Origin of the sequence: Burkholderia sp. Bp8991 (assembly GCF_003853795.1) — a bacterium.
Taxonomy (GTDB): domain Bacteria; phylum Pseudomonadota; class Gammaproteobacteria; order Burkholderiales; family Burkholderiaceae; genus Burkholderia.
Genome location: NZ_QTQJ01000020.1, coordinates 1 through 19811, shown reverse-complemented (window position 1 = coordinate 19811; position 19811 = coordinate 1). Strand labels below are relative to the sequence as shown.

Annotated in this window: 23 protein-coding genes, 1 pseudogene and 1 riboswitch; of the genes and pseudogenes, 11 read left to right on the top strand and 13 right to left on the bottom strand. The window is 67.8% G+C overall.

The annotated features are described in order from the left end of the window. Window positions 1-64 precede the first annotated feature (64 nt). The 4 genes from DIE02_RS22270 (at window position 65) to DIE02_RS22255 (ending at window position 2642) form a co-directional block, all read left to right on the top strand. On the top strand, window positions 65-586 hold the full coding sequence (locus DIE02_RS22270) for a YbaK/prolyl-tRNA synthetase associated domain-containing protein (RefSeq protein ID WP_124484718.1): 522 nt from the start codon (window positions 65-67) through the stop codon (window positions 584-586). Continuing rightward, window positions 583-1221 (top strand): transcriptional regulator, encoded by a 639-nt coding sequence (locus tag DIE02_RS22265; protein ID WP_124484717.1) that lies wholly within the window; start codon window positions 583-585, stop codon window positions 1219-1221. The genes DIE02_RS22270 and DIE02_RS22265 overlap by 4 nt, the downstream gene beginning before the upstream one ends. Window positions 1222-1278: 57 nt before the next feature. Then, the gene (locus DIE02_RS22260) at window positions 1279-2253 is read left to right on the top strand and encodes a threo-3-hydroxy-L-aspartate ammonia-lyase (RefSeq protein ID WP_044844612.1); all 975 of its coding nucleotides are present in this window, start codon (window positions 1279-1281) and stop codon (window positions 2251-2253) included. 131 nt (window positions 2254-2384) lie between these two features. Further along, window positions 2385-2642 carry a hypothetical protein gene (locus tag DIE02_RS22255; protein WP_124484716.1) on the top strand — a complete coding sequence of 86 codons (258 nt, stop codon included), beginning with the start codon at window positions 2385-2387 and terminating at the stop codon, window positions 2640-2642. A gap of 55 nt (window positions 2643-2697) precedes the next feature. Here the strand turns inward: DIE02_RS22255 and DIE02_RS22250 are convergent, their stop codons facing one another. Genes DIE02_RS22250 through DIE02_RS22230 form a run of 5 tightly spaced genes read right to left on the bottom strand, consistent with a single transcriptional unit; the run spans window position 2698 to window position 6458 of the window. Beyond that, window positions 2698-3522 carry an SDR family NAD(P)-dependent oxidoreductase gene (locus DIE02_RS22250; RefSeq protein ID WP_124484715.1) on the bottom strand — a complete coding sequence of 275 codons (825 nt, stop codon included), beginning with the start codon at window positions 3520-3522 and terminating at the stop codon, window positions 2698-2700. Window position 3523: 1 nt separating this feature from the next. Continuing rightward, entirely contained in the window at window positions 3524-4399 is an 876-nt protein-coding gene (locus DIE02_RS22245; RefSeq protein WP_124484714.1) for an SDR family NAD(P)-dependent oxidoreductase, read from the bottom strand. A 43-nt stretch (window positions 4400-4442) separates the two neighbouring features. Then, the gene (locus DIE02_RS22240; RefSeq protein ID WP_124484713.1) at window positions 4443-5435 is read right to left on the bottom strand and encodes an NADP-dependent oxidoreductase; all 993 of its coding nucleotides are present in this window, start codon (window positions 5433-5435) and stop codon (window positions 4443-4445) included. 56 nt (window positions 5436-5491) lie between these two features. Then, window positions 5492-6124, bottom strand: coding sequence for a Dabb family protein (locus DIE02_RS22235; RefSeq protein ID WP_124484712.1), 633 nt, complete (start codon window positions 6122-6124; stop codon window positions 5492-5494). Continuing rightward, window positions 6114-6458, bottom strand: coding sequence for a hypothetical protein (locus DIE02_RS22230; protein ID WP_124484711.1), 345 nt, complete (start codon window positions 6456-6458; stop codon window positions 6114-6116). The genes DIE02_RS22235 and DIE02_RS22230 overlap by 11 nt, the downstream gene beginning before the upstream one ends. 169 nt (window positions 6459-6627) lie before the next feature. On the opposite strand from DIE02_RS22230, the gene DIE02_RS22225 reads away from it, so the two are divergent. Then, on the top strand, window positions 6628-7674 hold the full coding sequence (locus tag DIE02_RS22225) for an AraC family transcriptional regulator (RefSeq protein ID WP_124484710.1): 1047 nt from the start codon (window positions 6628-6630) through the stop codon (window positions 7672-7674). Window positions 7675-7784: 110 nt separating this feature from the next. Then, window positions 7785-7978, top strand: a riboswitch (cobalamin riboswitch). Window positions 7979-8305: 327 nt separating this feature from the next. After that, complete coding sequence (locus tag DIE02_RS22220; protein WP_124529775.1) at window positions 8306-10234, top strand: TonB-dependent receptor domain-containing protein; 1929 nt, start codon at window positions 8306-8308, stop codon at window positions 10232-10234. A gap of 126 nt (window positions 10235-10360) precedes the next feature. On the opposite strand, the gene DIE02_RS22215 is transcribed toward DIE02_RS22220, so the two are convergent. Further along, window positions 10361-11008, bottom strand: coding sequence for a LysE family translocator (locus DIE02_RS22215; protein ID WP_124484708.1), 648 nt, complete (start codon window positions 11006-11008; stop codon window positions 10361-10363). Between the two features lie 115 nt (window positions 11009-11123). Between DIE02_RS22215 and DIE02_RS22210 the strand changes: the two genes are divergently transcribed. From DIE02_RS22210 to DIE02_RS22200, 3 genes are all read left to right on the top strand, one after another. Continuing rightward, window positions 11124-11585 (top strand): Lrp/AsnC family transcriptional regulator, encoded by a 462-nt coding sequence (locus DIE02_RS22210; protein WP_124484707.1) that lies wholly within the window; start codon window positions 11124-11126, stop codon window positions 11583-11585. Between the two features lie 63 nt (window positions 11586-11648). Further along, a complete protein-coding gene (locus tag DIE02_RS22205) occupies window positions 11649-12059 on the top strand; it encodes a VOC family protein (protein WP_124484706.1) in 411 nt (136 codons plus the stop codon). Window positions 12060-12317: 258 nt separating this feature from the next. After that, window positions 12318-13553 (top strand): DUF6396 domain-containing protein, encoded by a 1236-nt coding sequence (locus DIE02_RS22200; protein WP_409364372.1) that lies wholly within the window; start codon window positions 12318-12320, stop codon window positions 13551-13553. Window positions 13554-13695: 142 nt separating this feature from the next. Here the strand turns inward: DIE02_RS22200 and DIE02_RS22195 are convergent, their stop codons facing one another. The 3 genes from DIE02_RS22195 to DIE02_RS22185 are packed head-to-tail and all read right to left on the bottom strand — an operon-like array spanning window position 13696 to window position 15526. Beyond that, entirely contained in the window at window positions 13696-14049 is a 354-nt protein-coding gene (locus tag DIE02_RS22195) for a copper-binding protein (RefSeq protein ID WP_124484705.1), read from the bottom strand. A gap of 44 nt (window positions 14050-14093) precedes the next feature. Then, on the bottom strand, window positions 14094-14885 hold the full coding sequence (locus tag DIE02_RS22190; RefSeq protein WP_124484704.1) for a DUF2182 domain-containing protein: 792 nt from the start codon (window positions 14883-14885) through the stop codon (window positions 14094-14096). Further along, window positions 14882-15526 carry a DUF1326 domain-containing protein gene (locus DIE02_RS22185; protein ID WP_044844625.1) on the bottom strand — a complete coding sequence of 215 codons (645 nt, stop codon included), beginning with the start codon at window positions 15524-15526 and terminating at the stop codon, window positions 14882-14884. The genes DIE02_RS22190 and DIE02_RS22185 overlap by 4 nt, the downstream gene beginning before the upstream one ends. 344 nt (window positions 15527-15870) lie before the next feature. On the opposite strand from DIE02_RS22185, the gene DIE02_RS22180 reads away from it, so the two are divergent. Next, window positions 15871-17034, top strand: coding sequence for an MFS transporter (locus DIE02_RS22180; protein ID WP_124484703.1), 1164 nt, complete (start codon window positions 15871-15873; stop codon window positions 17032-17034). 36 nt (window positions 17035-17070) lie between these two features. Here the strand turns inward: DIE02_RS22180 and DIE02_RS22175 are convergent, their stop codons facing one another. After that, window positions 17071-18123, bottom strand: coding sequence for an alpha/beta fold hydrolase (locus DIE02_RS22175; RefSeq protein ID WP_124485055.1), 1053 nt, complete (start codon window positions 18121-18123; stop codon window positions 17071-17073). A 261-nt stretch (window positions 18124-18384) separates the two neighbouring features. Between DIE02_RS22175 and DIE02_RS35600 the strand changes: the two genes are divergently transcribed. Continuing rightward, complete coding sequence (locus DIE02_RS35600; RefSeq protein ID WP_185641053.1) at window positions 18385-18555, top strand: hypothetical protein; 171 nt, start codon at window positions 18385-18387, stop codon at window positions 18553-18555. 60 nt (window positions 18556-18615) lie between these two features. Here the strand turns inward: DIE02_RS35600 and DIE02_RS22170 are convergent, their stop codons facing one another. From DIE02_RS22170 to DIE02_RS22160, 3 genes and pseudogenes are all read right to left on the bottom strand, one after another. Next, window positions 18616-18864, bottom strand: a complete 249-nt coding sequence (locus DIE02_RS22170) for a hypothetical protein (protein WP_124485054.1) — start codon at window positions 18862-18864, stop codon at window positions 18616-18618. Window positions 18865-19118: 254 nt separating this feature from the next. Next, window positions 19119-19649 (bottom strand): transferase hexapeptide repeat family protein, encoded by a 531-nt coding sequence (locus DIE02_RS22165; RefSeq protein WP_124484702.1) that lies wholly within the window; start codon window positions 19647-19649, stop codon window positions 19119-19121. 3 nt (window positions 19650-19652) lie between these two features. Beyond that, window positions 19653-19811, bottom strand: a pseudogene (locus DIE02_RS22160) (electron transfer flavoprotein subunit alpha/FixB family protein); the annotation flags it as partial.

The window sequence follows — 19811 nt, the reverse complement described above, 5'->3', positions numbered from 1 at the left end:
ATCGACGGCGAACCGACAGGCGCCGTTCCCGCGTACCGATGCGCGCCCTCCTGCCTGGAACCCCATGAGCGACTACCCCGTCTTCGACGCGCTGTGCGAACTGCTGAACACCTCGGGCGCGCGGTTCCGCGTGCTCGATCACCCGGCCGAAGGCAAATCCGACGCGATCGCCGCGCTTCGCGGCACGCGTCCCGAACAGGGCGCGAAGGCGATGCTCTGCACGTTCAAGGACGGCGGCGACGCCACCGCACTCGCGGTGATCCCCGGCCACCTGAAGATCGACTTCCGCAAGGTCGCCGACGCGGTCGGCCGCCGCAAGGCGACGCTCGCGCCGCCCGAACTCGCCGCCGCGGTCACGCGCTGCGTGATGGGCGCCGTGCCGCCGTTCGTGTTCGACGTGAACGTGGCGCTCGTCGTCGACCCTGCCCTGATCGAACTCAACGACGAAATCGCGTTCAACGCAGGCCGCCTCGACCGCTCGGTCGTGCTCGACGCGTCCGACTACGTGCGGATCGCCCGCCCGCTGCTGGCCGACATCACGCGGCCGGAAACGACCGGCGCGCCCGCGCTCGAGGCCAGCGCATGACCACGCCCCGCCCCAGGCCGCATTCGGAACAGGCGTCGCTGATCGAGCAGGTGCTGCGCATCGCCGAAGGGCTCGGCGCGATGTTCGCGCCGTTCACCGAAGTCGTCGTGCACGACCTGCGCACGCCGGAGCACGCGATCCTCGCGATCCACAACAACCTGTCGGGCCGCGCGATCGGCGATCCGGCGACCGAACTCGGGCTCGCCCGCATCGCGGACGACGACTTCCCGCAGGTGCTCGCGAACTACGCGAACCGCTTCGCCGACGGCCGCACCGCGAAAAGCACGTCGATCGGCATCAAGGACTCGGGCGGCCGCTATGTGGCCGCGCTGTGCCTGAACGCGGACGTCACGCTGTTCCGCGGCTTCCAGGGGATGCTGAACCAGTTCTGCAGCACCGAAGGCGCGCCGGTCGCCGAAACGCTCGACCCGGCCGGCGCGGACGCGATCCGGCAGCGCATCGACGCGTTCGCGACGCGCCTCGCGACCACGCCGCGCGAGCTGAAGACCGACCAGCGCCGCGAGCTGATGCAGGCGCTGAAGGCGGACGGCTTCCTCGAGGTGCGCCGCGCGATGGAAATCGTCGCGCAACACCTCGGCGTGTCGCGCGCCACTGTATACAACGATGCGAAATGATGCGTGCCCGCGGCGCGCCCCGCTTACCTGTTGACTGACTCTTCCGACGAGCGACTCATGAACACTCCGACCCTCCCCACCTACGACGACGTCGCGGCCGCCGCGGCGCGGCTCGATGGCCACGCGCACCGCACGCCCGTGATGACGTCGCGCACGATCGACGAAGCGCTCGGCGCGCAGGTGTTCTTCAAATGCGAGAACCTGCAGCGCATGGGCGCGTTCAAGTTCCGCGGCGCGTTCAACGCGTTGTCGCGCTTCGACGCGACGCAGCGGCGCCACGGCGTCGTCGCGTTCTCGTCCGGCAACCATGCGCAGGCGATCGCGCTGTCGGCGCGCATCCTCGGCATCCCCGCGACGATCGTGATGCCGCAGGACGCGCCGGCCGCGAAGATGGCCGCGACGCGCGGCTACGGCGGCAACGTCGTGACCTACGACCGCTATACCGAGGACCGCGAGCAGATCGGCCGCGAACTCGCGGAAAAACACGGGCTCACGCTGGTGCCGCCCTACGACCACGCGGACGTGATCGCGGGCCAGGGCACGGCGGCGAAGGAACTGTTCGACGAAGTCGGGCCGCTCGACGCGGTCTTCACGCCGCTCGGCGGCGGCGGCCTGCTGTCGGGCACGGCGCTCGCGACGCGCGCGCTGTCGCCGCACGCGAAGCTGTACGGCGTCGAGCCGGAAGCCGGCAACGACGGCCAGCAATCGTTCCGGTCCGGGTCGATCGTCCATATCGACACGCCGCGCACGATCGCCGACGGCGCGCAGACGCAGCACCTCGGCAACCTGACGTTCCCGATCCTGCGGCGCGACGTCGACGACATCCTGACCGCGACCGACGCGGAGCTGGTCGACTGCATGCGCTTCTTCGCGACCCGTATGAAGATTGTCGTCGAGCCGACCGGCTGCCTGTCATTCGCGGCCGCGCGCCGGATGAAGGACGAACTGCAAGGCAAGCGCGTCGGCATCGTGATCAGCGGCGGCAACGTCGATCTCGAGAACTTCTGCGCGCTGGTATCCGCCTCCGCGTAATGCGTCGCGTCGCGCGGATGACCGCATGAACATCCTGTCATCCGCGCGCCGCCGCTCCTTCACGCCGCGTTAAGTTTCGCGCCCTAGACTGAATGCGTTGTCCCGCAGTCAGTCGTGAAGAAGGAGTCACCATGAACACGCACGCGATCGTCGCCGCCGCCCTCGCGGCAGCATCCCTTTCGGCGTTCGCTCAACCGGGCGTGACGTCATCCGGTTTTCCCGCCACGCTGCTGCACGCACCGCACGCCTCGGTCGCGCAGGCAGCCAACCGTTCGCCCGCCGCGCTGCCGCATGCCGGCTTCGTGCTCGCGAAGATCGATCAGAACAATACGCCGCCCGATCGCGGCGGCGACCCGAGCGGCCGCACGCACGGCGGCATGCATATGTAACGCGGGTCACGCTGCGTGAGCCGGCCGCGTCGGTCGGCCGGCCCGCGTCACGCCATCACAACGACGGCAGCGACGGATCGCGCGCGGCGAGGATGTCCGCGGTGCGCCGCTGCAGCGCGCCGTCGAGCGTCTCCGGCTGCGGAATCAGCCAGTAGCGCCCGTCGCGAATGCCGTCGAACGCGCGCGCCGCGAACACGTCGGGCGTGAGCCCGTGCGCGTTCAGCATCGCGCGCATCGTATCGACGAAGCCCTGTACTTCGGGCCGGTCGTGCGCGGCGCCGAACGGGTCGTTGAAGATGCCCGTCTGCACCGGGCCCGGCGCGAGGAGCGACACGCCGACCGGCGCGCCGAGCATCTTCAGTTCGCCGTACAGCGATTCGGTCAGCGCGACCACCGCGAATTTCGTCGCCGAGTAAGGCGACATCAGCGGGCTCGGCAGGAACCCGCCGACCGACGCGGTATTGACGACGCGCGCCGGCACGTTGCGCTCGAGCATGCGCGGCACGAAGCTGCGGATCCCGTTCATCACGCCGTGCACGTTGATCGCGACGCTGCGCTCGAAGCGCTCCGGCGTGATTTCCCAGCTGAAGCCGGTCGCCATCACGCCCGCGTTGTTGAACAGCAGGTCGACGCCGCCGAAGCGCCGCCAGGCGGCGTCGGCCAGCGCGTCGACGGCTTCCGGGCGGCTCACGTCGGTCGGCACGCACAGCACGTCGGTGTCGAGCGTCGCGGCGAATGCGTCGAGCTTCGCCGGGTCGAGGTCGGCCAGCACCACGCGCATCCCGAGCACGGCCGCGTGGCGCGCGAGCCCGCTGCCGATGCCGCTGGCCGCGCCGGTGATCACGGCGGTGCCGCCGTCGAAGCGAATCGGGTTCGTCATGTCACAGTCCTGCCGGGTCGATATGGGGATGCGCGTACGCCGGAATCTCGGGCGGCGGCAACGGCGTGCGGCCGTCGAGCGAGCGCACCGCGAGCCCCTGCGACATCGGAAAATGCAGGCTGTGCGTGACGAGGCCCGTGCGCTCGCGCGCCGGCAGGCTGCACAGCGCGAGCGCGGTTTCCGCCAGATACGCGACGTCCTCGGTCGGATAGCCTTCGGGGATATAGCGGGCCGCGCCCGGCGTGCGGATCGCGGTGCTCGGCGCGACCAGGTTCACCGCGATGCCGTCGGCTTCGAGTTCGGCTGCGAGCCCCTGCGTGAAACGCGACAGCGCGGCCTTGACCGCCGCATAGACGGTCGCGCCGCCCGCGCGCGCGAAGTCGTCGAACGGCCGCAGCGGTGCGAGCGCGGTGACCGAGCCGACGTTCACGATCCAGCCGGCGCCGCGCGCGCGCATCAGCGGAATCGCGGCCTGGCTCAGTGCGAACGGAATGCGCAGGTAGTGTTCGATCGTCGCGTCGAACATCGTCATCGGCATCGCGTCGATGCACGCGTAGTCGGCCACGCCCGCGTTGTTCACGAGGATGTCGAGGCCGCCGGCCGCCTCGGCCGCGCGCGCGACGAGCGCATCGCGCTCGGCCGGCTTCGACAGGTCGGCCGCGAGTGCGATCGCGCGGCCGCCGGCCTGCTCGATCAGCGCGACCGTTTCGGCGAGCGTGCCGGCGGTCGTCGCCGAGTGCGTGAGGCTGCGCGCCGTCACGACGACGGTCGCGCCTTCGGCTGCGAGGCGCTGCGCGATCGCGCGGCCGATGCCGCGGCTCGCGCCCGTCACGAGCGCGCATTTGCCCGCGAGCGTCGCGGTTCGGTGGTCGGTCATGATGTCTCCGGTGTAGATGATGGTGTGTCGGGGTCGTTATGCGTCAGCCCGCGATATCCGCAACGTGCAGCACGAACTTGGTTTTCGCGTCGCCCGTTTGAACGAGGTCGAGCGCGCGCGCCGCCTGTTCGAGCGGAAAACTGTCGAAGCGCGGCACGCGCAGCGTGCGCATGCCGAGCCGCTCGGCGATCGATGAAAGCGTGGCGCCGCTCGGCATCCGGCTGTAGGTCATCGCGGTGCGCAGCCCGCGCCGCGCGGCCTCCGCGCCCGTCGCGGCCAGCCGCTGCGCATCGCCGGGCGCGAGCGTCATGATGGTCACGAGCGTGCCGCCCGGCGCCAGCAGGTCGAGTGCGGCGGGCAGCGTGTCGCCGCCGACCGCATCGAGCACGAGATCGACGCCGCCCGGCGCCCACGCCCGCACGGCCGTCGCGATGTCCTGCGCGCGATAGTCGATGCTCGCCGCCGCGCCGAGCGCTTCGACGCTCGCGCGGTTGCGCGCCGAGCACGTCGCCACGACGCGTGCGCCGGCCTGGGCGGCAAGCTGGATCGCGAAGGTGCCGACCGCGCCCGCGCCGCCGTGCACGAGCACGGTCTGCCCGGCCCGCAGCCCGCCGTCGTCGAACAGGCCGGCCCATGCGGCCAGCGCGGGCGTCGGCGTGGCGGCCGCTTCCGCGAAGCCGACCGCGTCGGGCAGGCGCACGACCGAGTCGTGCCGCACCGCGACGTATTCCGCATACGCGCCCCAGCGCCCCGCGCCGACGTCGGTCTGCGCGAATACGCGCATCCCGGGCGCGACACCTTCGACGCCGTCGCCGACCGCCGCCACCACACCTGCCGCGTCGAACCCGATCACGAACGGAAACGTCATTTGCATGAACGCGCCGAGATAGCCTTCGCGGCATTTCCAGTCGGCGGGATTGACGCCCGCGTACGCGACGCGGATCAGCACGTCGCCGGGGCCCGGCTTCGGGGCGGGAACGTCGGCCAGTCGCAGCGCGTCGGAATGGCCGACGCGGTCGATCAGCAAGGCTCGCATGGTGGTGTCTCCGGTGTTGTCGTTTGCATTGCGGCGGGTCGCGTGCGCGTCGCGCGTCACGCCGCCGTGTCGGCCAGCAGGCTCGACGCGAGCGGACAGAACGCGTGCGAGATCGCCTCGACCGTCCAGTCGGGGCTTTCGGCGTCGAAGCGACGGTCGACCCAGCCCCAGTGATACGGATGCAGCAGGTATTCGCCGAGCAGGTCGCCGACGTGCGCGAATTCCTGTTGCCAGACGTGGGTCCACATGCCCGGCGTCACGATCCGGCTCAGCCGCCAGTTGCGGATGCCGGGCATGAATGCCGGCATGCGCAGCAGTTCGCGCTCGAGATCGCGCACCTGCGCTTCGCCGGCCGTGGGCCGCACGCGCAGCATCAGCGTGCGCCATATGCCGTCGCGCAGCGCCGGTTCGCGCAGGCCGCCGCCGATCGCATGACACGCCGCGCCGTCGATCCGCACGACGCCCGGCAGACCGGCCAGCGCGGCGAAATCCGTCGCGTGGCCGGTCGCCCGTTCGTCGCGCAGCACGTCGAGCGTGTAGTCGCCCGCGCCCCAGCAGCCGTCGAGATTGCGCGCGAGCGCCACGCGGGTCGCGCCCGGCAACGCCTGCGCGGCTTCGCGCAACGCGTGCTCGAATGCGCCGGCATCGCCGGTCGCCGAAACGAAAATCTGGGCCGTGTCATGCCGCATGGTCGACCTCCGTCAGGGCCGGCAGCGGCGCATCGGCATCCGTCATCACATGGCGGCGGCGGGCGTCGCACAGTGCGTCGACGGCCATCCAGAACGCAACCACGTCGCCGTCGGTCAACGCGCGCATCCGGTAGTACGACGGCGCATCGGCGACCTGCCACGTCAGCCACAGCGTGCTCAGCTGCCCCGGCACCGCGACGGGCGGCGACACCCAGCGGCCGGCCGCCGTCAGTCCGCGTGCCGCGTGGCCCGGCAAATAGCGGTCGCGCAGCAGCGCGAGAACGTCGGGAATGCGCTCGGGCGCGAGGGTGATTTCGTCTACGATCTGGATCATTCGCGGGTCGTCTCGGGTGGTTCGTGGCGGGATGCGATGCCGGCCGCCTACGCTGTTCCGGCGAGGCCGGAAGCGGCCGGCGTGGATAGCATTCTTGCGTGGCGGCGGTCGGCGAACCCCTACCGGCACGCTCACCGGCCCCTGTCAGGACGCTCAAACCGGGAGACATATGAAACAGCGTGCATTGCCGGCACGCGGCCGCGTGCTGCCGGGCTTCGGTGCCCGTCTGCTCGACGAACTGGCGCGCAGCGGCGTGCCGCCGGCGCAACGGCCTGCGCCGCCCGCCGTTGCTGCTGCGTCGACGACGACACCCGGCGGCTTCGTCGCGCTGTACCGCGACGCGATCGAGCGGCTCGAGGCGCAGGTCGCGCGCGGCGACGGCCATCCGCCGATGCGCAAGCAGGAAGTCGACCTGATGTGCCGGTGCCTGCTCAGTTGCGCGACGCTCGCCGACGCGATCCGCTGCGCCGCCGAGTTCTGCGAGATGCTGACGCCGCGCGCCGGCGCGCTGTCGCTCGCGGTGCGCGACGGACGCGCGACGTTCCGGATGGATTCGCTGCGCCGCACGCGCAGCCCCGCCGCGTGCCTCGTCGACCTGACGGGGCTGTTCTGCTATCTGCAACTGTTCGGCTGGCTGATCGGGCAGCCGCTGCGGCCGGACGAAGTCTGGCTCGGCCATCCGCGCCGCGAAGACGCGATGCCGCTGCTCGGGCTGTTCAACGCGCCGGTCGACGTCGGCCGCAAGACCTACGGCTTCGCGTTCGACGCGGTGCGGCTCGATGCACGCGTGATCCGCCAGCCGGGCGAGCTGGCCGCGTTTCTCGTCGATTTTCCGTTTGGGCTGATCGATGCCGCGCCGGCCGTCGTGTCATGGGCGCAGCAGGTGCGCGGCTTTCTCGATGCGGCGCTCGCGCGTGAACAGGCGCTGCCCGCGCTCGCGGCGCTGGCGACATGGCTCGGCGTCAGCGAAGCGACGTTGCGGCGGCGGCTGGCGGCCGAAGGCAGCGGCTATCACGCATTGCGCGAACAGTGCCTCGCCGACGTCGCGCGGCGCTGCCTGCGCGAGTCGGACTGGCCGGTCGCGCGGATCGCCGCGCATCTCGGGTTCGGTGGCGAAGAAGCGTTTCGGCGGGCGTTCGTGCGATGGACGGGCATCGCGCCGAGCCGGTTCCGGCGCGATTGCAGCGCCGCCGGCGGTGCGTTTCGTCAGACATGAAACGCGGTGCGAAGGCTCGAATTGAAATGATTTCGAAAGCATCCGGCGAACACTGACGTTTTTTCGCATCCCTGCGCACTTCGATAATTGACGCGCCGGCGCGCTCGCCATTACGCTTGCGCGCTGATGGTTCCCGGGAACGGGATCAAAAGGGAACGCAGGAGAGGCCGTGCCTCGAATCTGCGGCTGCCCCCGCAACTGTGAGCGGCGAATCCGCACCACCCCATGCCACTGGGAAACCGGGAAGGCCGGTGCGAATCGCGACCCGCGAGCCAGGAGACCTGCCATCGACCCGAGGTCCAAGCAGCCGCACCGGGCGGGGTGTCCCGATGCGCCAGCACCGCCTTTGGCGGTCGCCCCGTTGCATGGACGGCCCGACCTCAGGACCCTTCAGATGTCCGATCTTTCCGCCTCCGCTTCCACGCCGGAAGCGTCGTGCCGTTGCGCGGCCAGTCCGCGCGGCGTGTCCGCACGCGTGTGCCGTGCCGTGTCGTGCGGCACGCGTCATGACGACACGCGTGAATGCCGCCCACGCTGCCCGGTCCCGCGATAGACCGACGATAACCAGGCGGTACCCGCCGCCGCCCGCTTACGCTCGCCGTACCCGCAACACGATCACGCTCGCTGCCTCATGAATCTTCGCCACCTTCTCGCCACGTCCGCCGCCACGGCGCTGCTCTCCCCGATCGCCCACGCCGCCGGCGACATGCCGCCCGCGCAGCCGCCCCAACCCGCCGAAGGCGCCGACCTGCCGACGATCAGCGTGACCGACACGCGGCATCTGCCCGAGTCGTTCGACCAGCGCTATGCGACGACGCAGGTGCTCACGCGCGCCGATCTCGACCGGCTGTCGCCGAGCGACCCGAGCATCACGCAGGCGCTCGCGACGCTGCCGGGCGTGACCGTCTCGCAGAACGGCGGCCCGGGTTCGTCGGCGTCGGTCAGCATCCGCGGCTCGTCGGCCAGCCAGGTCGCGGTGTTCATCGACGGCATCCGGATCGGCTCGCCGACCACCGGCATCGCGCCGTGGGCCGACCTGCCGACCGAAGCGTTCGAGCGCGTCGAGGTGATCTCGGGGCCGGCCGCCGCGTCGTTCGGCGCGAACGCGATGGGCGGCGTCGTGCAGCTGTTCACGCGCCGCGCCGCCGGCCAGCCGAACCAGACCACCGTGTCGTTCGGCGGCGGCTCGAACAAGACCTTCGACACGCAGTTGCGCACGTCGGGCACCGTGCCGTCGACGGGGCCGCTCGCCGCGCTGGGCGGCCTCACCTACACACTCGGCCTGCACGACTACAACACGGCGGGCATCGACGCAACGCGGCCCGTGTTGCCCTACCACGAAGACGGCCGCAATCCGTATCACGCGCAGGACCTCGATGCGCGCCTCGGCTATGCGCGCGACAACTGGTCGATCTCGACGTTCGCGCTGTACCACCGCTCCGACCTGTCCTATGACAACGCCGGCTTTGCGAACCGCGAGCTCGATCATCAGCTGACGACCGGCCTCGCGTTCCATCTAGACGTCACGCCCGACACGCAGTTCGACCAGTCGTTCGGTTATGCGAACGATCGCCAGTTCCTGTACGCGAGCGACCCGGCCATCCCGACCGACCAGATCAACTCGCAGCGCATCAGCTCGTCGACGTCGCTGACCCATCAGGCGCACGGCTTCCATCTGTTCGGCCTGCCGCTGTCGGGCGAGACGAAGGTGGCGTACGACTTCACGCGCGAACAGGCGTTCCTGCCGGTCGACGTGCCGGACGGCGTGCCGACGCGCAACGATTCCGCGTTCTCGATGCATCAGTCGGCGACGCTCGGCAGCGTGACGATGTTCGTCGCGGGCCGCCACGAGATCATTGCCGGGAAGGCCGTGAACACCGGCAACGCCGCGCTGTCGTGGGCCATTACGCCGGTCTATACGGCGCGCGTGTCGTACGGCAATGCGTTCCGCCTGCCGTCGTTCAACGACCTGTACTACCCGGGCTACGGCAATCCCGACCTGAACCCGGAACGCAGCGATTCGGTCGAGGCCGCGTTCGACGCGAACACCGCGTACGGCACGTTCAGCGCCGCGATCTACGACACGCGCGTCAGCAACCTGATCGCGTACAACCCCGCGACGTTCTCGCCGATCAACATCGGCCGTGCGCATATCCGCGGCATCGACCTGTCGTACAAGGGCACGATCGGCCGCTATACACCTGTCAGCGTCGCGATCGGGATCCTGAATCCGCAGGACGAGACCAACGACAGCTGGCTCAACCGCCGGCCGCGCCAGACCGTCAGCGTGAACGTCGACCACACGTGGGACGAATTCCATCTGCACGCGCTGAGCACGGGCGTGTCGCTGAGCTACGGCGGCACGACGTTCGACGACCCGGCCAATACGACGTACCTGCCGTCGTACCTGAGCGTGAACCTGCGCGCGTCGTACAGGATCAGCGCGCACCTGACGGTGTCCGCCACGCTGTCGAACCTGTTCGACCGTCAGTACATGACCGCGTACGGCTACAACACGCTCGGCCGCACGGCGTTCGGCAAGGTCAGCTATACGTTCTGAGCGGGGTGGCCGGTGCATCGGCACCCAGGTGCGCGGGTGGCGATGCCGACGGGTGTACGGGTGCCGGATGTCGTCGGCCGCAAGCGAGCGATCGCGCGATCGCGTTCGCTCGCACCGCGCTACGCGTCAGGCCCCTGCGACGCCCCGCACGCCCGCGATCAACTGGATCGCGCCGAACGCGGCGATCACGACGGCCGACATGCGCGACAGCCGGTGCATGAACGTCAGCGACATCTTCGTGCGCAGCGCGGCGGTCGCGCTGCTGAGGCACAGCCACCACGTCGCGGAACCCAGGAACACGCCGACAACCATCAGCGCCACGGTCGCTCCCATCGAGCCTTCATGCGTGCCCGCCAGCGGGCCGAGCGCCGCGAAGATCCCGACGAACGACAGGATCGTCATCGGGTTCGACAGCGTGAGGCCGAAAGTCGTCAGGAAATCGCGCAGCACGGTCGTGCGCGGCAGGTCTCGAACCGCCGCCGATGCGGTCGACGCCGCCGGCGCCTGCCGCGCGATCGACCACGCCAGCCACACGAGGAACGCGCCGCCGCCGATTTTCAGCGCGACGGTCAGCATCGGGAACGCGATGACGATGCCGGCGACGCCCAGCGCGCCGAGCAGCCCGTAGATCGCATCGGCGCACGCGGCGCCGATGCCCGTCGCGAACCCCGCGTGAAAGCCGCGGCTCAAGCTGCGCTGGATGCACAGCATGCCGATCGGGCCGACCGGCACCGCGATCGACAATCCCATTACGACGGACTTGATGAACAACATGGCCGGCTCCTCGCGACATGCAATGCGTTGAACCGTCATCGTAGGGAAACTCCGGTCGCCGCTGAAGGCGGTTTTTAAGGAAAAATAGCCGCTTCACCTTAAAAACTCCGCCGCGATGGACGAACTCGACTGGAAAATACTCGCGCTGCTGCAGGCCAACGGCCGCATCAGCTACACGGATCTGGCACGCCAGGTTCACCTGTCGGTGCCGGCGGTCACGGAACGCGTGAAGCGCCTCGAATCGGGCGGCGTGATCGACGGCTATACGGCGCGGGTCAATCCGGCCGCGGCCGGCTACCCGGTGAGCGCGCTGATCGGCATCACGGTGCCGCAGCCGGCGAAGGCGAAATTCCTGAAGCTGCTGGAGACCATTCCCGAAGTGGTCGAGTGCCATCACGTGACCGGCGCGGATTCCTACGTGATGCGGTTCGTCGCCGTCAGCATGGCGCATCTCGAACAGCTGATCGAGCGCATCAACCTGTATGGCGAAACGCGCACGTCGATCGTGATGTCGACGCCGCTGCCGGCACGCGGGCTCGCGCGTCCGGCCGCGGCGGTCAAAGGCGTTCGGGGGTGACAGGATGCCCCGCGCTGCGCGATGCTGTGCCATGCGCCGCTTGCGCGAACCGGACAACCTGCCATGCCAGTCATCGGATTCGATCATTACAACCTCCGCGCGGATCGGGCCACGCTCGATACGCTGCGCGACTTCTACATGAACGTCGTAGGCCTCGAACCCGGGTATCGACCGCCGTTCCAGAGCAGCGGCTACTGGCTCTACGCGGGGGCGCAGGCGACCCTCCACCTGTCGGAAGCGCGGCCCGGCGAGGCGCGGCCGGCGCACGTCGTCAATACGTTCGACCATGTGGCGTTTGCATGCGCGAATGCCGCGGACATGGAGCGGCGTCTTGGCGACGCGCAGGTCCGGTACGCGCGCCGGTACGTGCCGGTCACGAGCCAGCTGCAGATCTTTTTCACCGATCCGGCCGGGAATGGCGTCGAGTTGAATTTTGCGGAAGCCGGCGGATATTCCGGTGACAAACGGTATTAGTGCTCAGCACATCGATCGACGCTGCGGCTTTCCTGAACATCGTCACGCATGCGGTTTCCGCGTACCTCGCGGCGGAAACTGGCGCTTTCGCGACTATTCCATCGACGTCAGACACATCGGCCCTTACTTGAGATGAATCGATCCAACGCGAAACTGATCACCCTCGTTCTGCGATTTCTATTCGCCAGCCTCTGCTTGCTGGCCGCCAATTCGCAAGCCAGCCCTTTTTCAGCCCAGACCAGCCAGCTGAGTGCCTCCGTGTCCGACCTGCCCCGTTACGAGAAACTGCCGTTATTCAGCCCTCATCGCAAATCCTTCGCGTGCGTGTATCAGGCCCAACACGTACCGCCTGTCGACCCCCAGGCTGAATTGTGGTTTCAGCAGGCGCTGGCGCTTGATAATCCGAACATTGACTACGATAAGCGCGATTACCCGAAGATTTACCAACTCTACTCGCAGGCTGCCGAGCGCCATCACTGGAAGGCCATGCTCAATATCGCCTCACTGTTATTGAGCGATCGTCAGGGCGTACCAACCCATGATCCTGAAGCCGCTATCCGCTGGGTGGAAAAAGCGATGAAACTGGGTGTGCCTGACGCCTACGACATGATGGGGGTCTACCATCAGAACGGGCTGGTTAAAGGTGGCGATGCCACCAGTGCCTATGCCTTCTTCCAGCGCGCGGCTGATATGGGCAGCCCGTCCGCACAAACGTTCATTGGAACAAAGACAGATGCTGCATATGACGACCCCGGCGGTGAATTCTGGGGAAATTTGCCTATCGCGACGCAAATGCTGGAATGTGCGCTCGCGCAGGGATATGGAACTGCTGCGAAAGAGTTAGGACACGTCTACGCGAGACCACAAACTGCTGAAGCGAAGCTGCGTGCGCTTCATGTTCTTCATCAAGGGGTCAAGCTAGGTTCCGCTGAATGCGCAAATAAGCTTTTCACCGAATTCGATGGAATGGACCTTACCGATGGAACCAACCTGGTCGGGCATATCGACAAAGCGCGTGCGGAACGTTACAGCAAGCTCGGGGATGCGCTCGAGTTCTATCAGGGTCGCCTGAAGCTGCCGAATCTTGACAAGGTACTCCCGCTGCCACCCGCCCCGTTGCCGAAATGGGATGGTAAAGCACAGACGCTGATCGACGGCGCAAAGGCCGTGACACCGCCCCCCAAGCCGCAAAAGAGTGTGGCGCAGCAAGGCCGGGAATTCATTCCGGACGGGTATGCCGTGGCGGCACGAGAACATAGCACGATGGTTGTCACGGGCGACAATCCAGTACCACGCGATGGCTATTGGCTCGCGCTGTACGGCCCACCCTCTGCCCCCAAAGCCGAACTGATCCCCGCCCGCCGTAACATTGCGGAGCGCTATCAAATCGGGGAACGCTTCGGCGCACCGTCATTCGACTGGCTGGCCGCTGAGCAGGTGCAGTGGCACTACCTTGGCGAAGCCTATGCCCTGCCCCCGCAACGCCATGATTGACAGGACTACCGTTCCCCGGAATGCTCGCCGGACGCGCCCCCTCACGCGCCGTACCTGCGATCGTTCCCGAGCACGATGTGCCGCATGCAGACCGAAGCGTTCGGGTTTGGCCCGTCTCGCCTGCCATCACGCGCGGCGAACCTCACCGCTGCTTCTCGAGCTTCACGATCGTCAGCGCACCGTTCACGCGCTCGACCCGGACCTTGACCTTGTCGCCGACGTGCAGCGACGCGATCATCGCTGGGTCGCCGGCCTTGAATGCCATCGTCATCGGCGCCATCCCGACGTTCTGGAGCGCGCCGTGCTTCAGCGTCACCATGCCGTGCTCGGCATCGATCCGTTTCACTTCGGCGTTGGTCAGCGCGGCATCCGGCGCCGACGTCTTCGAGTCGCCCATGTCCATGTTCATGTCGGACATGCTGCCGGCTGAATACGCCGGTGTCGCGACGACGTTCATCGCGCAGAGGACGGCGACGGCAATATTTCGAATCTTCATCAACCGACTCCCGGCTGCAGCGGGTAACGCATGGAACGCACCCCCTACACCAGCAACGTCGCGACCGCCCACCCGATCAGCACGACACCCAGTGCGCGGCCGACCCGCTCGCCGCCCGGCAGCACCTTTTCGACCAGCACGAACAGCGACAACGCGACGATCCACACGACGTTCATCACGCCGCCGACGAACAGCAGCGCCATCAGCAGCCAGCAGCAGCCCACACAATACGCGCCGTGGCGCGCGCCGAGCAGGAAGCTGCCCGTGATGCCCGGGCGCCAGTATGTCGCGAGAAACCGAACCGGCGACCGGCATTGCCGCAGGCAGGCCTGTTTCAGCGGCGTGAACTGATAGACGCCGGCCAGCGCGAGGACGATCGCGGACAGCACGGCGCTCTTCGACCACAGCATCATCCCGGAGATCAGGCCGGCTGGCTGCAGCAGCATCTGCAGCACGGCCGCGCCGACCGAGAACGCGAGCCATACGGCCAGATAGCCGGCCAACAGGCACGTCGACGTGAATGCCGACCCGGCATCGCCCCGATCGTGATGGCGCAGCACGCGCCGGTACAGCAGCACGACCGGCGCCGCGCCGGGCGTCATCATCGCGATCATCATCACCCACCACATCAGGATCACGGTCGCCAGCGACGGATCCATGGCGCCCATGCCGTCGGCCAGCCGATGCGGGAACAGCGCGACCGCCGTCATGTCCAGCGCCGACATGCCGGTGCCGGCCCCCGTCCACAGGTAGGCCCAGCACGCGCCGACGAGCGCGGTCATGCCGAGCAGCGTGACGACGCGCTCGCGTCCGAGCAGCTCGCCGACGGGGATCATGCCGCGACGCGATGCCGGATCAGCCCGTGGTTGTTCAGGTGCAGCCGTGCGAACTGCGCGTAGCTCCGCTCGAGATCCAGCTGGATGTGGCCGTGCGACCGGCCGGTGCCGGATCCGATCTCGGCCAGCTCGTATTCGAAGCCGTGCGGCAGGTCGATCCGCACGCGATGTTCGGCGCCCGTCACCGGATTGCGGATCGGCTCGCCGACGATGTCGAGCACGCCGTCGATGCTGATCCGGCCGCGCCGCGCATCGACATCGACGTCGAAATCGATCTTCGCGAAGATCGGCTCGTAGGCCTGCTCGAGCGTCGATGCGAACACGGAAAACATCGTCGCGAACGGATCGGTGTCCTGACCGGTCATGATCTTCAGCACGGCTTCGCACTGCGCGGGACTCGCACGCTCGTCGACGATCGGCTGGCACCGGCCGTGGCCTTCGTGAATCGGCCCGGGCCACTGGAACACGACCGCGATCCGGACACCGTCGAGCACCACGTCGCCGTAGTGGCCGCTGTCGATCGAAATCGCACCCATCGCTTCGCAGTTGCCGTGCGTCGGCAACGAATTGAACTGGCAGGGGCAACCGTATGAGCAATTGCAGTTCATCAGTTCGGTTCCCTGGATCTCCCACGGCGTCATGGCTTCACCTCGCGCAGTCGCTGGCACGTAATGTTTCGAATCTAGTGCAGCGGACAGGGGAAATCAAAGTGCGCGCGGGTGCCTCGTGCGTCGAAAAAAACCAGGCGCCGCGCGGCGCGCAACGGTGCCGGCCCGACGCATTCAACCTCGTCCTGCAGCCCCGCCGATGCAGGCCTTTCGATGCGCAACGGCGCGCTCGGACGAGCGTGTTCGAGCCATGTCGGACAAAAGCCGACGGCACGCATGCAGCATCACGAATGCGGGCATCCCGCATCGGTCCTGGTTCATACTGTCTCGCAATCGACGATTCACCCCGACCGTCGCCGTCGCCCCGGATAGCCGTCATGCGCGTTCAAAGTGCGTTGCTGTTTCTCGTCGGCACCCTGCTCACCGCGGGAGGCTACGGTGCAACCTTCCTGCTGTCGATGCGCTTTCGCGCGATCGGCGGCAGCGATCTCGATACCGGCGCGGCACTGGCCGCGGCGACGGTCGGCACGTTCGCCGGCTTGTCGTTCGTCGGCTGGTTCTCGCAGCAGATCGGCACCACACGGATCGCCGCGCTGTCGTCACTGTGCATCGGCGCCGGCATCGTCGGCTTCGCGCTCGTCGGGCGCGCGCCCTATGCGGACCTGCCGTCCGGCTTCCTGGTCGGCTTCGGCTGGGGCGCGTTTCACCTGGCCGCGCCGATGTCGCTGGCCGAGCGTACCAGCGGTGCGGAGCGCGGCACCTGGTTCTTCCGATCGGCGACGTTCCAGATGACCGGAATCGGCGCATCCCCGGCGTTTGCCTCCTATGCGATGCGCATGCTCCACTGGTCGATCGACGACACGCTTTACGCGGTCGGCGCGCTGTGCGCGCTCGCGTCGCTGATGCTGGAAGCATTCGGCCGCCTGAGCCCGCGTCCGTCCGCCCCCGCCGCCGGCGGCCGGTGGGTGCGCGAGCTGCGCACGATCTCGCGCACGCGGGCCGCCGCGCCGATCGCGATGATCGCACTCGGCACCTGCGTGTTCTCCGGCCTGATGACGTTCCAGATGTCGCTCATGCAGGGCACGCAGGCGCGGTCCGGCACATTCTTCAGCGTTTATACGATGACGGTGGTGAGCGCGCGCTGGCTGCTCGGGAGATGGGTCAGGATGGCGCGCCCCGAAACGGCGACCAAGGGCCTGCTCATGTTGATGCTGCTCGGCGCGCTCGCGATGTTCGGCGCTGCCGCGCACGCATCGCTGCAGTCCGTCGCGGCCGTCCTGCTGGGCGCCGGCTACGGCCTCATGTATCCGGTGATCCAGGCGCAGGCGGTCAACGATTGCCCGGACGCGCAACGGCATGGCGTGCTGACCTGGTTCGTCGCGTCGTATTTCATCGGCGCGTTCGGGTTTCCGTCGCTCGGCGGCTGGGTGATGGTGCATGCCGGCAAGGGCGCGTTGCTGATGCTCATCGCCAGCTGCGGGCTGGCGGCGCTGTCGCTCGCGATCCTGCGCGACCGGCCGGAGCCGGTGCGCACGCAATGACGCAGTGGCGGGACGACCCGCCGCGCGGTCTGCCGGTCAGAACCGCCCGACGTCGACCACCGCCTGGGCGAATGCCTGCGGCGCCTCCTGCGGCAGATTGTGGCCGATACCGCCGGTGATCGTGCGATGCTCGTACTTGCCGGTGAACTTCGCCCGATAGACGGCCGGCGGCACGTGAAACGCCCCGTTCGCGTCGCCTTCCATCGTGATGCTCGGAACCGTGATCGGCGGCGCGGATGCAAGCCGCTGCTCGTATTCGTCGTACTTCGCCTCGCCCACCGCAAGGCCCTGCCGCCACCGGTAATTGTGGATCGTAATGGCGACGTGATCCGGGTTTCGGAAAGCCGGCGCGCTTCGCGCGAAGGTTGCGTCGTCGAAGTTCCATTTCGGCGACGCCTGTTTCCAGATGAACTTGACGAAATCTTCGGTGTACTTCTCGTAGCCGTCGCGGCCGCGGTCGGTCGCGAAATAGAACTGATACCACCACTGGAACTCGCCGGCGGGCGGCAGCGGCATTTTTCCCGCGCTCTGACTGCCGATCAGATAGCCGCTCACCGATACCAGCCCCTTGCAACGCTCCGGCCACAGCACGGCAATGATATCGGCGGTTCGCGCGCCCCAGTCGAATGCACCGAACAGGGCCGTCCGGATGTCCAGCGCATCCATCAGCGCGATGATGTCGAGTGCAACGGCCGTCGGCTGCGCGTTACGCATCGTCTGGTCCGACAGGAAGGTGGTCGAGCCGTAGCCCCGCAGGTACGGAACGATCACCCGATACCCCTGCGCGCCGAGCGCCGGGGCGACGTCGACGAAGCTGTGGATGTCGTATGGCCAGCCGTGCAGCAGCATGACCGGCGGCCCATCGGCCGGGCCCGCTTCCGCATAACCAACATTGAGCAACCCGGCCTTGATCTGCTTGATCGTCGTGAACGACGGATGGCTTCCAGGCTTGATCGGTGGCAGCGGCGGTGTTGCCGACGGCGCATTTTGTGCGTGAGCGGATTGCAGCATCCCGTACTGCGCTGCAACAAGCGCACCGGCTGCCAAGCGCGCAAAGCCACGCCGGCGCGGGTCGATTTCTTCTGGCATTTTTATCTCCCGTTTCAGTGGGACTGACCGACAAACCGCAAAACAGACGCTACCGGAAAATGTTAGTCGATAGGAAACGGCTTGCAAGGCGGATTGAAAGACGGCAATAGGACGCATTGCCTGAATCCGTCTGTATGCGCCTGGGTCGCGCGTGCCGCCATCGGCTGGTCGGCTGGTCGGGTCGACCGAATCGCCGCAATCTCGGCGTCGAAGGGTGTCACGCCTGCGCAAATCGTCATCGCGTGGACGTAGAGCCGCAACATGGTGTCCATTCCGGGTACCCGGCGTATCGCATATCTTGAGGAACACGTTGTCGCATCGGACATCGATCTCTCGCCCGGCGAACTGGCAGCGCTGGACGAGCCCGCACCGGTCGGTGCGGCGACAGGCGAACGCCATTCGGCGCGAATGATGGCAGCCGTCGGGCATTGACGGCGAAAACGCGCCGCCGCACGCGGCGCATCCGAAGCCCTCGGCGGTGTCGTCCCGACGTCAACCCGGTTTCTTCGACGACCGCGCGACCGCGAACCACGCCATCATCGCCCCCGCGACCCACGCGCAGGTCAGCAGCAGGTCGAAGTCCATCATGCCTTCGAAATTCTCACTGTTCTCGAAGCTGCAATGCCGGCTGCCGCGAAATTCGATGCAACCGCTGGCGACCCACTGAATGTGCATGAATACGTGATAGACGGCGAAGGCCGAAGCGATAATGGCGACGCGCAGGCGTAGGGTCGTTTTCATTCGGCGCCGGAGGCGGTGGGATGGTGTGACGCCGATCTTAAGACAACGGCGCCGCATCAGGCAATCGATCCGGCGCGTGCGTCGCGACCGGCATGCACGACGTCGAATCGCCATCCGCACAAACCCCGATAAACCGTGTGACATCGCGCTTTCGGCGCGGCGCGCGGCGCGCACGGATTTGCGGTATTCACGCTGATGCACGATGGTCTTGCCGCCGGCCAAGCCTCCGCCGCCCGAACGACAACGCGCATCGCTTACGCGTCGTCGATCTGCCGGAGCCCCCTCAAGCAATCCACCGCCAGCTGCTGATAGATCCGCGTGCCGTTCGCCTTCGCGTCGATCTCCGCGTCGCTCAGCCGCCGCACCACACGACCTGGCACCCCCGCGAGCAGCACGCCGCGCGGCACGTCGTAACCGGCCTTCACGAACGCGCAGGCCGCGACGATCGTGGTCGCGCCGATCGTCGCGCCGTCCATCACGACCGCGTTCATCCCGATCATCGTGTCCGGCTCGAGCGTCGCGCCGTGCACGATCGCGCCATGGCCGATGTGGCTGTTCACGCCGAGCCGGCACGTCTCGCGGATGCCGACGTGCAGTACGCAGCCGTCCTGCACGTTGCTGCCGTCGCCGACGACGATCGCGCCGAAGTCGCCGCGCAGGCTCGCATGCGGGCCGATGTAGCAGCCCGCGCCGATCGTCACGTCGCCGATCACGACCGCGCTCGGATGAACGTATGCGGACGGATCGACGCGCGGGCGCATGCCGTCGAATTCGAACAGCGGCATCGCTCAAAGCACCGCGGCCGCTTCGGGCACGAGCGTGAACAGGTCGCCGACGAGGCCGTAGTCGGCCACGCCGAAGATCGGCGCGTCCGGATCCTTGTTGATCGCGACGATCACCTTCGAATCCTTCATGCCGGCCAGATGCTGGATCGCACCCGAGATGCC